The sequence below is a fragment of the Arthrobacter sp. NPDC056727 genome (assembly GCF_042790555.1).
Lineage (GTDB): Bacteria > Actinomycetota > Actinomycetes > Actinomycetales > Micrococcaceae > Arthrobacter.
Genome location: NZ_JBHTZA010000001.1, coordinates 54262 through 66631, shown reverse-complemented (window position 1 = coordinate 66631; position 12370 = coordinate 54262). Strand labels below are relative to the sequence as shown.

The 12370-nt window shown below is 64.8% G+C and carries 13 protein-coding genes; 11 read left to right on the top strand and 2 right to left on the bottom strand.

Annotated features, from left to right (window positions below; all coding sequences use genetic code 11):
• Positions 1–153: 153 nt before the first annotated feature.
• The 8 genes from ACFRAH_RS00305 to ACFRAH_RS00270 all read left to right on the top strand — a co-directional run bounded on the left by ACFRAH_RS00305 (position 154) and on the right by ACFRAH_RS00270 (position 6988).
• The gene (locus ACFRAH_RS00305; RefSeq protein WP_377988814.1) at positions 154–1158 is read left to right on the top strand and encodes an ABC transporter substrate-binding protein; all 1005 of its coding nucleotides are present in this window, start codon (positions 154–156) and stop codon (positions 1156–1158) included.
• 45 nt (positions 1159–1203) lie between these two features.
• Entirely contained in the window at positions 1204–2280 is a 1077-nt protein-coding gene (locus ACFRAH_RS00300) for a carbon-nitrogen hydrolase family protein (RefSeq protein ID WP_377988812.1), read from the top strand.
• A gap of 156 nt (positions 2281–2436) precedes the next feature.
• A complete protein-coding gene (locus ACFRAH_RS00295; RefSeq protein WP_377988810.1) occupies positions 2437–2760 on the top strand; it encodes a 2Fe-2S iron-sulfur cluster-binding protein in 324 nt (107 codons plus the stop codon).
• 95 nt (positions 2761–2855) lie between these two features.
• Positions 2856–4136, top strand: a complete 1281-nt coding sequence (locus tag ACFRAH_RS00290) for a Rieske 2Fe-2S domain-containing protein (RefSeq protein ID WP_377988808.1) — start codon at positions 2856–2858, stop codon at positions 4134–4136.
• A gap of 3 nt (positions 4137–4139) precedes the next feature.
• Positions 4140–4655: a hypothetical protein gene (locus ACFRAH_RS00285; RefSeq protein ID WP_377988806.1), complete on the top strand. Its 516-nt coding sequence runs from the start codon at positions 4140–4142 to the stop codon at positions 4653–4655.
• Positions 4652–5458, top strand: a complete 807-nt coding sequence (locus ACFRAH_RS00280) for a 3-methyl-2-oxobutanoate hydroxymethyltransferase (protein WP_377988805.1) — start codon at positions 4652–4654, stop codon at positions 5456–5458. Before ACFRAH_RS00285 ends, ACFRAH_RS00280 begins: the two co-directional genes overlap by 4 nt.
• A gap of 13 nt (positions 5459–5471) precedes the next feature.
• Positions 5472–6320: an alpha/beta fold hydrolase gene (locus tag ACFRAH_RS00275; protein WP_377988803.1), complete on the top strand. Its 849-nt coding sequence runs from the start codon at positions 5472–5474 to the stop codon at positions 6318–6320.
• Entirely contained in the window at positions 6320–6988 is a 669-nt protein-coding gene (locus tag ACFRAH_RS00270; protein ID WP_377988801.1) for a 2,3-bisphosphoglycerate-dependent phosphoglycerate mutase, read from the top strand. The genes ACFRAH_RS00275 and ACFRAH_RS00270 overlap by 1 nt, the downstream gene beginning before the upstream one ends.
• Here ACFRAH_RS00270 and ACFRAH_RS00265 read toward each other — a convergent pair.
• Positions 6985–7932 (bottom strand): ABC transporter substrate-binding protein, encoded by a 948-nt coding sequence (locus ACFRAH_RS00265; RefSeq protein WP_377988799.1) that lies wholly within the window; start codon positions 7930–7932, stop codon positions 6985–6987. The genes ACFRAH_RS00270 and ACFRAH_RS00265 overlap by 4 nt on opposite strands.
• 95 nt (positions 7933–8027) lie before the next feature.
• Here ACFRAH_RS00265 and ACFRAH_RS00260 point away from each other — a divergent pair, with 95 nt between their 5' ends.
• The 3 genes from ACFRAH_RS00260 to ACFRAH_RS00250 are packed head-to-tail and all read left to right on the top strand — an operon-like array spanning position 8028 to position 10878.
• Complete coding sequence (locus tag ACFRAH_RS00260; protein WP_377988797.1) at positions 8028–9179, top strand: zinc-binding dehydrogenase; 1152 nt, start codon at positions 8028–8030, stop codon at positions 9177–9179.
• Positions 9179–9886 (top strand): 4-carboxy-4-hydroxy-2-oxoadipate aldolase/oxaloacetate decarboxylase, encoded by a 708-nt coding sequence (locus ACFRAH_RS00255; RefSeq protein ID WP_377988796.1) that lies wholly within the window; start codon positions 9179–9181, stop codon positions 9884–9886. The genes ACFRAH_RS00260 and ACFRAH_RS00255 overlap by 1 nt, the downstream gene beginning before the upstream one ends.
• Positions 9883–10878: an amidohydrolase family protein gene (locus tag ACFRAH_RS00250; protein ID WP_377988794.1), complete on the top strand. Its 996-nt coding sequence runs from the start codon at positions 9883–9885 to the stop codon at positions 10876–10878. Before ACFRAH_RS00255 ends, ACFRAH_RS00250 begins: the two co-directional genes overlap by 4 nt.
• Before the next feature lie 74 nt (positions 10879–10952).
• On the opposite strand, the gene ACFRAH_RS00245 is transcribed toward ACFRAH_RS00250, so the two are convergent.
• Positions 10953–12203, bottom strand: coding sequence for an NAD(P)/FAD-dependent oxidoreductase (locus ACFRAH_RS00245; RefSeq protein ID WP_377988792.1), 1251 nt, complete (start codon positions 12201–12203; stop codon positions 10953–10955).
• Positions 12204–12370: the final 167 nt, after the last annotated feature.

The window sequence follows — 12370 nt, the reverse complement described above, 5'->3', positions numbered from 1 at the left end:
TGCTTATTCCACGGTCGATGAGACCGGGCCATACGCTGCCACAACCGCAGTGGGATACATCACTGTCAACACCTGCCGCTTGGCTAGGTGTTCATGCCCGACACGCGGGTTGAACTCGCTCCAAACAAACAGACATAGAGGAGTTACATGCTCATGGGAAATTTTGCGCGCCCCGCCATCACGAGGAGCCTCCGAATAGCCGCCGCGGGCACTGGCCTCATGCTGCTTCTCAGCGGCTGCGGTGGTTCCGCGGGCGCCGACGGCGCCGGCACCAATGAAATCCGCGTTATCCAATCGAACAAGCACGATCCCACGGAACTTGGCGCGGAGGCCGGCGAGTTCCTCGACATCTGGCCTAGTTGCGATCCACAGATGAAAGTCAGCGTCTCCTCAGGTGAAAAAACGGCCGAGGCTATAGCGGCAGGCAGCGCAGACATCGGTATCACGTCCCCCAACCGGGTCATCGGTGCCATTTCCCAAGGACTGGACGCGTCCATCATCGGCGCTTCAATGTCGGTGTTCGATGAATACCTCGTCGTCAGGCCGGACAGCGCCGCCAAATCTTTTGCCGACCTGAAGGGCAAGACCTTTGCGATCAGCAGCTTCGGCTCGGCAGGTGACTACGCCACCCAAAAGCTCGCCCAGCAAGCCGGGTGGAGTGACACCGACTTCAAGAAAGTGACCATGGGCAGCCTGGACGGCATCCAGGCCGGACTGAAAAGCGGAACCGTGGACGCCTTCCTCTGGGGCGGACATGCCGCCTTCGGGCTCGAGCAGGCCGGCAGCGCCAAAGTCCTGGAAAACGTGCGCGAACTCATCGGGCCAAACGCCATGACGGTCGTATTCGCGAGCAAGAAAATCATCAAAGAGCGACCCGAAGACGTCAAGGCCTTTGCCGAGTGCTACTACAAAGCTTCCGGCCGGATCATGGATGACGAAAGCCTGGCCACAAAGATGATGGTGGACGAGTGGGGAATGGATCCCAAGCTGGCCGCGCGGATCATCAAAGAGGAGATCCCCATGAGCTCCCGGGACGGGAAGCTCACCGAGGACCAGCTCAAAGGGATCCTCGAAGCCACCCACTTCACCATCAAGTCGGCCGCTTCCTTGACCCTGGATGACGTCAAGAACATCTACAAGCCCTGGCAGGAGCTGTGACGGACCAGCCCCGCCCCGGGTCCAGAACTCACGAAAGGACAAGCATTGGCTGAATTCTTCGGCTCCATAGTCGGGGCGGCAGTCCAGGCCTCCCCCGTATTCCTCGACCTGGAGAGAAGCACCGCAAAGGCCTGCGACCTCATCCGTGAGGCCGGTTCGAACGGGGCGAAATTCATCGTCTTTCCCGAAGGGTTCCTGCCCGGCCACCCTACGTGGTTCCACTTCCAACCGGTCAGCAGTCCCATCTCCAACGAATTGAACCTGAGGCTGTTCAAGAACGCCATCAGGGTCCCGGGTCCGGAGGTTGACGCAATTGCCGAGGCGGCCAGGGACGCTGGAGCATACGTGGTCATGGGAACATGCGAGCGCGCTGCGAATGCGCCCGGCTCCCTCTTCAACTCCCAGCTCTTCTTCGGCCCTGACGGGCAGTTGTTGGGCAAGCACCAAAAGCTCCAGCCCACGGCCGGCGAGCGCATTGTGCACTGGGGAGGCTGGGGAGACACGCTGGGGACGTTCGACACCGAGTACGGACCGGCCAGCGCGCTGGTTTGCGGTGAGAACTCCAACCCCCTGGAAATCTTTGCCCTGACCGCAGCCGGGACGCGGCTGCACGGAATGAGTTGGCCCCCGCATTTCCGTTCCGCTCCGGACGGCACGTCCCTCATGCCGCAGACTTCCCTGTTGGCGGCGCAGAACTTCGCGTTGATGTCCAAGGCCTTCGTCATCAGCGCTTGCGGAGTTGCCCACCCCGGCTACGCCGAAGACCTGGGGCTGACGGAAGAAGCGGCGGAAAGGATCGCGTCAGGTGCCGGGCAGGGAGGATCGGTGATCGTCGGCCCGGACACGCGGGTCCTTGCCGGGCCCCTCGACGGCAAGACCGAGGGCATCCTCTATGCGGAGCTGGACTTCAACCAGTGGGCCCGGCAGAAGATCGCGCAGGACTTCGCAGGGCATTACAACCGCAATGACATCTTCCAGCTGCGGATCAACCGCAGACCTCCAACGGATTACATCAGCGCAGAGGACCCGGGGGCAGCCGGGCTTTCGACGGAACGGTGGGCGCCGCCGTCGGACGACTACCCAAGCAGCGATGCCCTCGTAGCCGAGCTCATCAATCCCTAGCCAAGCCGAAAAGAACCGCCAGGGCCCGACTCCGAGTCGGGCCCTGGCTGTGTTGTGAGCGGCGTGTTTCAGAACCCTGGAAATTACCTGCGCCACATCATTGACACCGCGAACCCGCCAACGGCATTATGGTTAGACCATTAGTAGGAGGATCCAATGGTCAAGATTTCTTATGTCAGCGCCGAGGGCGCAATCGATGTTGTGGACGCCGAAACCGGCGACTCGGTGATGTCAGCGGCGCTCCGCAATGGGGTTCCGGGCATCATCGGCGAGTGTGGCGGGAACAACTCCTGCGCCACCTGCCATGTGTGGGTCCGCGAGGAGTTCCGGGACGCCGTCGGCGCTCCGGGGGATATAGAAGCGGATCTCATAGACATGGGCGTCTCTGAGCCGCGGGACTGCAGCCGCCTCGGATGCCAGATCGTGCTTGAAGAGAAGCTCGACGGCCTGGTCGTCGACCTCCCCCCCACCCAGCCCTAATTTTCCGTCCGGCGATGGCGCAGCCAGGACCCGGACACCAGTAAGCAAGTTCTCAACTCCGCTCAGGACGAGCTCAGGACGAAAGGATCCTTCGCATGTTGCGTACGGACATCAACGAATTGTTGGCCCAGACAGGTCCGGGTACTCCCATGGGTGACCTCTTCCGCCGTTACTGGCAGCCGGTGCTGCTGGCCGAGGAACTCCCCGAAAACGACTGCCCCCCGGTTCGCGTCAAGGTGCTGTCTGAGCGCCTCATCGCCTTCCGCGATTCCGAGGGCCGCTACGGCCTGATGGACGAATTCTGCGCACACCGCGGCGTTTCGCTGTGGTTCGGCCGCAATGAAGAAAACGGCCTCCGCTGCCCCTACCACGGCTGGAAGTATGACGTCACCGGCCAGGCCGTGGAAGTCCCCAGCGAGCCGGCCACGAGCAACTTCTGCGCCAACGTCAAGCTCAAGTCCTACCCGATGGTCAAGCGCGGGGACGTGCTGTTCGCGTACCTCGGCGATCCCGCCGCCCAGCCCCCGCTGCCGGAGTGGGAGGCGTACACCGTTCCGGAGGGCCAGGTCTTCACCTCCAAGCGGCTCCAGGAGTGCAACTGGCTGCAGGCCCTTGAGGGCGGCATCGACTCAAGCCACGTCACCTTCCTGCATGGCGGCAACCTCGAAAGCGACCCGCTGTTCAAGGGATCCAAGGGCAACGAGTACAACAAGGGCGATTTGAAGCCGTTCTTCGAAGTGGTGGACTACGAAGGCGGCCTGCTGATCGGCGCCCGCCGCAACGCCGAGGAAGGCAGGTACTACTGGCGCGTGACGCCGTGGGTACTGCCGAACTTCACCATGGTCCCGCCGCGTGGAGACCACCCCGTCCACGGCCACTTCTGGGTCCCCATCGACGACGAGAACTGCTGGGCGTACAGCTTCGACTACCACCCCACCCGTCAGCTCACGGAGGCCGAAGTCGCTGCCATGCGCGCCGGCAAGGGCGTCCACAGCGCCAACGACGCCTCCTACCGTCCCCTGGCGAACAAGGACAACGACTACCTGATGGACCGCGAGTCCCAGAAGCGCGGCGAGAACTACTCCGGCATCGAGGGAATCGCCCTACAGGACTCCTCGCTCCAGGAGTCCATGGGCCCGCTCGTCGACAGGACGAAGGAACGCCTGGTGGCCACCGACGCCGGCATCATCAAGGCCCGGCAAAAGCTCTACAAGGCCGTCAAGGCGCTGCAGGACGGCGTGGAACCCACCGGCAACAGGCCCAGTGACCAGAAGGTCCGTTCGGTAGCGATCGTGCTCCCCGCCGACCAGGCCTTCGTCGAGGGCATCGGCGAAGCCATGATTGCCGAACCCGCCAAGCCGCACACCTCGGTCTGAGCCATGTCCGATCACGATCACGAACACTCAAGCGCTCCGCGTTCGGTGCCTGCCGGCCCCAGCTCCTGCGCCAGGGCAGCAACCACCAAGGAAGCGGCATTCCGGATCGACTACCCGTTGTCGGCCGCACGGAACACCCGTGTTGTCGCCTTCGACCACGAAGCCGAGCGCATCATCCGTTCCGCGGCCTTGCTCGACTGGGGCCAGGCCCGCTTCTTCTCCGTTGCCGACCCCGGCGGGGTGCTGCCCGAAATCGGCGCCTCGGACGTGTCCTTGGAAGAGGTCATGACCGACACCAACACGGTGATCATGGTCTCCACGTCGGGCGAGAACGGGGCGGCAGTTGCCGCCGTCGGAAGCCTCGCGCGTGAGCGCGGCATCATGACGGCGGGCCTGGTTGTCACCCCCGGCGCGCTCACCAGCGACGCGCTCTTCCACCTCAGGCCCCATGCCAGGATCTTGCTGGTCCCGGCGGAGGAAGACGACCTGGTGGAGCTGCTGAGGGCAACGCGCGCATGAGCACCATGACCATTCCCAAGCTCCAGGAGATGAAGAAGGACGGCAAGAAGAGCGCCTGCATTGTCGCCTGGGACTACCAGATGGCGCGGATCGCGGACCGTGCGGGTGCGGACATTGTCTCTGTGGGTGATTCCGTTGGCGTCAACCTCTGGGGGCACTCCCACCCGCTGGAGATCACCATGGAGGAAATCCTGGTGGCGGCGAAGGCGGTGCGCCGCGGCGTCGAGTCCGCACTCCTCAGCTGCGACTTCCCGTTCGGCCCCCTCCAGGAGGGGGCCAAGGAAGCAGTCGGTGCGGCTATCCGCCTGGCGAAGGAGGCCGGCGTCGACATGGTAAAGCTCGACGGCGCCGCGGACTTCCCCGAGGCGGTGGAGGCCGTCACCCGTGCCGGCGTTCCCGTCTTCGCGCAGTTCGGCATCACGCCGCAAACAGCCCTTAAATACGGTGTCGCGTATTCGCAGGCCGAAGGGGCGGTTGTTCCGGACGAAATGGTGGAACAGTTCGTCGCCGAAGCCAAACGACTCGAGTCCGCCGGCGCCGTCGCGCTCAACTTCACCAACTCCGGCCCGGTGGTGGGTCCGGCGGTGGTGGAGGCGGTTTCCATCCCCGTGTTGGGCGGTTTCGGCGGCGGTCCGTGGCTGGACGGCCGGATCAGGATGTCGACGGCGGCAATCGGCTACAGCGCCAAATGGATCGATGCCGAACCCACTACCTACGCCAATGTCGGGCGCATCGCCTTTGACGCCCTGACCGAGTGCATCGCAGATATTCGCGGGGAGAAGCATCTCCGCGGCCAAGGTTAAGAGGAGCACAGTAATGCCCGTCGTCGATATTGACGGAATCCCCACCCATTACGAGACCGTGGGCGAAGGCCCTCCGTTGCTCATGTTCAGCCCGGGTGGATTCGACTCCACCTTGGAAAACTGGATCACTTTCGGCCGATACCGGCAGCTCGGTTTCGTTGATGCCTTCAAGAGCAGCTACACGTGCATCGTCTTCGACCGCCGTGAATCCGGGCAGTCCGGCGGTCGCCTGGAGCGCCTCGCGTGGGACCGCTATGTGACCCAGGCGCTGGGACTGATCGACCACCTCGGCTACGACGCCGTGCACACCATGGGTGGTTGCGTGGGGTGCTCCACTGCGGCGGCGTTGGCCATCCGGCACCCGGACCGTGTGCGCAGCATGGTGTTGTTCTCCCCCGCCGGCGGGCCGCAATACCGGATGACCCAGCACCGCCGCTTCGGCCAACACCTCGCCTTCGCCCTCGAACATGGCATGGGTGCCGTCGTCGAACTCGCCCGATCCAGCCCCCTGGGCTTCAGCAAGGACCCGCGTGTGGGTCCTTGGGCGGCGCCGCTGCGCGGCAAGGACGGGTTCGCGGCGGCCTACGCGGCCATGGACGTGAAGCAGTACGAGCTGATGGTCACTGGTTCCGTGCGGGGCCTGTTCGACCGGGACACGGTGCCTGGCGTCGAGGCCGAGGACCTGATGACCCTCCAGGTACCGGGGCTGGTTGTGCCCGGCCAGGACAGCTCGCATGCACCGTCGGCGGCGCGCTACCTCGAGGAATGCCTGCCGGTCCACGAATACTGGGATGTTCCGGTGGCCGAACAAACCCGGGAAACCGCTCCCGCCCGGATCCTGGCGTTCCTCGAGCAACACTGATGTCCGGCCTGGTGCTGCTGCGCCATGGTGAGAGCACCGCGAATGCCGACGACGTCTTCGCCGGGTGGCTCGACGTTCCCCTCACCGCGCACGGACGCGCGGAGGCCCGGCGGGCTGCGGCGCAGCTCGCCGGGCTCAAACCCGACGCAATACACACCTCCGTCCTCAGCCGGGCCGTGGAAACGGCCCGGCTGTTGGTCGAAGAAGCCCGCTGGCCGCTCTCACCGAGCGCGTACTGGCGGCTGAATGAACGTCATTACGGCGCCCTGCAGGGGCTGGCCAAAGCTGACGCAAGGGCGCGCTTTGGCGACGCTGACGTGCAATCCTGGCGCCGCGGCGTCGACGGCTGTCCTCCCAAGGCGGACGACGCCGCGCTGTCCGCCCAGAGCGCCGATCCCCGGTATGCTGCGCACGCCGAAGCGGCGGCAATCTCCGCCGAGAGCCTGGCGGATGTGGCAGTACGCATGGCGCCGTACTGGCGGCACATCCTCGCTCCGGAACTGCGCAAGGGCCGGACCGTGGTGGTGGTGGGCCACGGAAATGCCTTGCGCGTGCTGATGCATCTGTCCACCGGGATGTCCCTCGAACAAGCCACCAAACGCGAACTGCGCACGGCGGCCCCTGTGGCTGTCCGTGCGCAGTTGGACCCGCGTCTTGAGAATGCTTAGCCGGTGAGCCCACGGACCGGCTCGGCAAACAGTTGGTCCAGTTTCACCTTCTTGGTCAGGATGTGCTGCCGGTTTGCCTGTTCAATGAGGTCCTCAAGAACTTCACGGTTGGGTTCCACGCCGTAAGGGAGGGGGTCGTCCCAGCCTGTCGCTTCCAGTACCTGGAGGTGGAGCCGGTCGGCGGAGTCGGGCTCGGCCAGCGCCCCGGCTTTCAGGTCCGCAAGGTACTGCCGCTTGGATTCGGCAAAGGATTCGAACACGGCGACGGCGGCATCCGGGTGGGCTTCCAGGATGTCGTCGCGGATGACCACCAGGTGGTTGATCGGATAGAGGCCCGTTGTTTGCAGGGCTGCGAGGGCGGACTGGTCTGCGTCGGGGATGAGGGGGACCAGGTCCGAGGAGTCGGCCTTGACGCCGATCGCGGCGTCAAGTTCGCCGTCGAGCACCATCTGTTCCAGCGTCCTGCCGGACGGCGCGGAAATGACGTTCGACGGCGGCACGTAGCTTTGGACGTGTTCGTCACCTGAGAGGACCCACGTCACCGAGTCCAGGTCAAGGCCGTACTGGTTGGCCATGATGGCGCGGGCCCAGACGCCGGTGGTCACCGTGTACCCGCGGTTCACGCCGACGCGCTTGCCGGCAAGCTGTCCGGGGTGGGTGAGGCCCGAGTCGCGGCGGACCACAATCGCGTTGTGGTGGAATCCCCGCACCAGGAAGATCGGAAGCGCGGTGAACTTCACGCCGTGTTCCTTGGCCGTCAGGTAAGTCGTCAGCGCCATTTCGCTGACGTCGTAGGCCAGTTCGCGGACCATCCGGCGGAATCCTTGGACGAGGACGGGCATTTCCTGGAACTCCAGCGGGAAGCCTTTGGGGACAATGGTTCCATCCTTGAGTCGGCGGTTGTTTCCTTGGGTCCTGCTGAGGGCGGAAAGCTTCACGGGCATGGTGGCTCCAATTTTCTCTGGCGACGATGAATACAAGCATGGTAGATTGGACTAACCATTTTGCCAAGGCCAGTAGGCCGTGCTCAAGGGAGCCAATGATGTCTGAAAAGGTGCTGGCGGCGGTCCGGGTTGCTCCGGGAACCACCGAAATGCGCGAGTTTGACCGGCCGAAGATCGACGATGAGTCGGCCCTGTTGAAAATTGAGGTCGCAGGTATCTGCGGCACGGATGTGAAGCTGTATTCCAAGCCGCCAACCACCGCGGCCACCCAGGGTCCTGTGATCATGGGCCATGAAAACGTCGGCGTCATTGTGGAGGCCGGCGAAAAATTCAAGAAGCGCCAGGGACTCGAAGAAGGGGACCGGGTGTTCGTGGAGCACTACGTCGCCTGCTTCAGCTGCGAGTGGTGCCGCATCGGCGAGTACCGCCACTGCGAGGCCACCGACTGGCGGACCAACCCGGATGCACGCCGCTTCGGTTACACCTCGGCCGACTTCCCCGGCACGCTGTGGGGCGGTTTTTCGCAGTACATGTACCTGCCTTGGAACGCGGTGCTCCACAAGATCCCGGACACCATCACAGCGGAGGAAGCCGGCTTGGTCATGCCCCTCTCCAACGGCATCGAGTGGGCCCTGCTGACTGCGGGAATCGGCTACAACGACACAGTGCTGATCCAGGGCCCGGGCCAGCAGGGCCTGGCGCAGCTCGTCGCCGCCAAAACAGCGGGTGCCGCCCAGGTGATCGTTTCCGGGACCACGCGGGACAAGGCGCGCTTTGAGCTTGCCAAGGAGCTTGGCGCCGACGACGTCGTCGACGTCCTCACGGAGGATCCCCGCGAGAAGATCATGGACCTCACCAACGGACGCGGCCTGGACTACGTCCTGGACTGCACGTCCCGCGCCGGCACCGCCCCGGTGCTGCTCGGCGTCGACGTCCTTAAGCGCCGGGAAGGCACCCTGCTCATCCAGGGCGAACTGGCCGCCTTCCCCGACTTCCCGGTGAAGAAAATTACCGAAAAGGCGATCACCATCAAGTCCGCCCGGGGCCACTCCTTCAATGCCTGCGAACTCGCCGTCAGCCAGCTCGATTCACGGCGCTACCCCTTGGAGAAGCTGGCCACGCACCGCTATGGCATCGACCAGGTGGACCACGCCATCCGCGTGCTCGCCGGCGAAACCGATGAGGATGCCATCCATGTGTCGATGATGCCCGAACTAGTGGGCCAGCCGGGCGGAGCGGTGCGCTGATGGCCGGGCTCGTTGTCACCAACCCGCCACGGGCCGAACGCGCCGTCGTTGACGCTTTCGCCGAGTACGGCGTGGCCACCGTCCACGAGGCCCAGGGGCGCGAAGGCCTGCTGGGCTCGCACATCAACCCCGTGCAGACGGGAGCCCGGATCGCGGGCAACGCCGTCACCGTCACGGTCACCCCGGGCGATAACACCACTATCGGCGTCGCCGTCGAGCAGTGCGGCGAAGGTGATGTGCTGGTGGTTGCGCCCACCGCCCCGTGCGACATGGGCTACTTCGGAGACCTCCTTGCCACCTCGCTCAAGGCGCGAGGCGTACGCGGGTTGGTCATCGAAGCAGGAGTACGCGATGTGGCTGATCTCCAGGAGATCGGCTTCCCGGTGTGGTCCAAAGCGGTATCGGCGGAGGGAACCGGCAAGGGAAGCCTGGGTGACGTCAACGTCCCCATTTCCATTGCCGGCCGGATCGTCCGTCCCGGTGACGTTGTGGTGGCGGACGACGACGGCGTGGTGGTGGTGCCGCGACTGATGGCCGCCCAGGTCCTCGAGGCTTCCAAGGCCCGCGAGGAAAAGGAAGCGAGGGCCCGTTCGCGCTACCAAGCCGGGGAGATCGCCCTGGACGTCAACAACATGCGCCCGCTGCTTGAAAAGGCCGGCATCCGCTACATCTCCTACGAAGACTGGACACAGGAGGCCCAGAAGTGATCATCGACATCCACGGCCACTACACCACTGAACCTGCGCAGCTGTTCGCTTTCCGTAAGGCCCAGCTCAACGGGGAGAAGGCCACGCTCGCCCCCATCAGCGACGACGAGCTTCGCGAAAGCGTGGAACCCAACCAGTTGCGCGTCCTGCGTGAGCGCGGCGGGGACCTCATGGTCCTCTCCCCGCGGGCGTCGGGCATGGAACACCACGTCCCGAATGCAGCTACGGCCAATGCCTGGGCGCGGGCCTCGAACGACCTCGTGCACCGCGTGAGCGAGTTGTACCCGGAGCACTTCGCCCCCGTGGCCCAGTTGCCCCAGACCCCTGACGGCAACTTCGCCGGAGTTATCGCCGAGCTGCGGCGCACAGTGACCGAACTTGGTTTCGTGGGAGCGAACCTCAACCCGGACCCCTCGGGGACCTGGGCTGGAAAGCCGCTGACGGACGAGTCCTGGTTCGACCTCTACGAGGTGATCCAGGAACTCGACATCCCGGTGATGATCCACGTGTCCACGGCCTGCAACCCGAACTTCCACACCTTGGGCGCCCATTACCTGAACGCGGATACCAGCGTCTTCATGCAGCTGCTGCAATCAGACCTTTTCAACCGTTTTCCGGGGCTGCGCTTCGTGATTCCCCACGGCGGCGGCGCCATTCCCTATCACTGGGGCCGGTACAGGGGCTTGTCCATGCGCAACGGCTGGCAGGACCCGTCCGAGTTGCTGATCAACGTCTATTTCGACACTGCCGTGTACCACCAGCCCGGCATCGACCTGCTGACCCGCGTGGTTCCGGCTCGGAACATCCTGTTCGCTTCCGAGATGCTCGGCGCTGTGCGCGGTGCGGATCCGCAGACCGGCGTGGAGTGGGATGACACCCTGGTCTACGTGAAGAATGCAGGTTTGTCCGAGGAGAACGAACGCCGGATCCTGCGGGAGAACGCGCGCCGGGTCTACCCGGGGCTCGCCTCCCGCGTTCCTGCGGCCTCCTAGGACCGTCAGCAAAAGCGCCCCCCACCTCCGGCGAGGTGGGGGGCGCTTTTGCTTCGCCTGCTGGTTGGCTTGGCTCAGACCGTTACGGCGGCCGCGAGGTTCTTGAGCGGCACGTTGGTGTCCCCGGCCAGTTCAGCCCGGATGCTGCCGCCGGTTCCCAGGAGCTTGCGAACTGCCATGTAGTCACGGGGCGCATTGATCGCATCGATCGCGATCAGCCGGCCGCCGGCGTAGTAGAGGACGGAGAACTGTTCCTCATCCGGTTCGCCACGGACCACCACTTCGTCGTAGCCGTTGGAGAGGCCGGCAATCTGCAGCTTCAGGTCCGCCTGGTCCGACCAGAACCACGGCACAGCCGCAGGTCCCTGCGGGCGCCCCATGAGCGTCGCCGCGGCGATTTGTGCCTGGGCTATGGCGTTCTGGACCGACTCGATGCGGTAGCGGCCCTCACCGGTGAGGGGATGCGGGAGCGTGGTGCAGTCACCGGCGGCCACGATGTTGGGGTTGCTGGTGCGGGCCAGTGCGTCCACGACGATTCCACGATCGACTTCAAGACCGAGACTTGCGGCCAGGTCGGTATTTGCCACGAGCCCAACGCCCACCAGTACGACGTCAGCGGGCAGCACCGTGCCGTCGCCCAGGCGGACTCCGGTTACGCTGTTCTGCTCGTTCCCCTCGATGGCGTCGATCCCGGTGGACAGGAGCACCTTGGTGCCACGCCGACGGTGCGCTGCCAGGTAGAAGGCCGAGACTTCCGGGGCTACCGCACGGCCCAAAAGCCGGTCGGCGACGTCGACGACGGTCACGTCCTTGCCTGCCGCCGTCGCGGCCGCAGCCGCTTCCAAGCCGATGAATCCGCCGCCGATGACGACGACGTTGGACGCGGCCTCCAGGCGCAGCCGCAGATCGTCTGCATGGGCGATGTCGCGAAGTACGCACACGCCGTCGAGCTCTGCGCCCGTGATGGGGAGCCGGCGCGGCGAGCCGCCCACGGCGAGGGCGAGCCGGCGGAAGGGAACCTTCTCGCCGGCGCCGGTCACGGCTACGCCGCTGCCCGAGGAGGGGCCGTCAAGTTCGATGGCCTGGATGTGGGTGGACAGGCGGAGCTCAATGCCCTTCTCCGCATACCAATCAGGGGATCGGAAGCTGAGGGACTCGGCCGTGGCCTTGCCGGCCAGGTAGGCCTTGGACAACGGCGGGCGCTGGTAAGGGGCAACGTCCTCGTTGCCGACCAGGATGAGGGGATCGGTATTGCCGAATTCGCGCAACGACGATGCAATCTGCAGGCCGGCTTGGCTGGCGCCGACTATAAGGGTTCCGGTCATGTTATCCTCCATTGGTTAGACCATTATACCGTAGCGCGGACGTGGCGATTTGGCGAGGGGTGGAGGCGGAATTTAACGGAAAATTTTCTGTGGGGAACGCAGCCGGATCTGCAGCCCAGCCGGAATCGAGGCGCGAAGGAGCGCCCTGTCCGACCCAAGCGCTGTCA

Coding starts and splice junctions, on each gene's coding strand:
- ACFRAH_RS00305 (WP_377988814.1), top strand. CDS start 154: ATGGGAAATTTTGCGCGCCCCGCCATCACGAGGAGCCTCCGAATAGCC.
- ACFRAH_RS00295 (WP_377988810.1), top strand. CDS start 2,437: ATGGTCAAGATTTCTTATGTCAGCGCCGAGGGCGCAATCGATGTTGTG.
- ACFRAH_RS00290 (WP_377988808.1), top strand. CDS start 2,856: ATGTTGCGTACGGACATCAACGAATTGTTGGCCCAGACAGGTCCGGGT.
- ACFRAH_RS00285 (WP_377988806.1), top strand. CDS start 4,140: ATGTCCGATCACGATCACGAACACTCAAGCGCTCCGCGTTCGGTGCCT.
- ACFRAH_RS00280 (WP_377988805.1), top strand. CDS start 4,652: ATGAGCACCATGACCATTCCCAAGCTCCAGGAGATGAAGAAGGACGGC.
- ACFRAH_RS00275 (WP_377988803.1), top strand. CDS start 5,472: ATGCCCGTCGTCGATATTGACGGAATCCCCACCCATTACGAGACCGTG.
- ACFRAH_RS00270 (WP_377988801.1), top strand. CDS start 6,320: ATGTCCGGCCTGGTGCTGCTGCGCCATGGTGAGAGCACCGCGAATGCC.
- ACFRAH_RS00265 (WP_377988799.1), bottom strand. CDS start 7,932: ATGCCCGTGAAGCTTTCCGCCCTCAGCAGGACCCAAGGAAACAACCGC.
- ACFRAH_RS00260 (WP_377988797.1), top strand. CDS start 8,028: ATGATGTCTGAAAAGGTGCTGGCGGCGGTCCGGGTTGCTCCGGGAACC.
- ACFRAH_RS00255 (WP_377988796.1), top strand. CDS start 9,179: ATGGCCGGGCTCGTTGTCACCAACCCGCCACGGGCCGAACGCGCCGTC.
- ACFRAH_RS00245 (WP_377988792.1), bottom strand. CDS start 12,203: ATGACCGGAACCCTTATAGTCGGCGCCAGCCAAGCCGGCCTGCAGATT.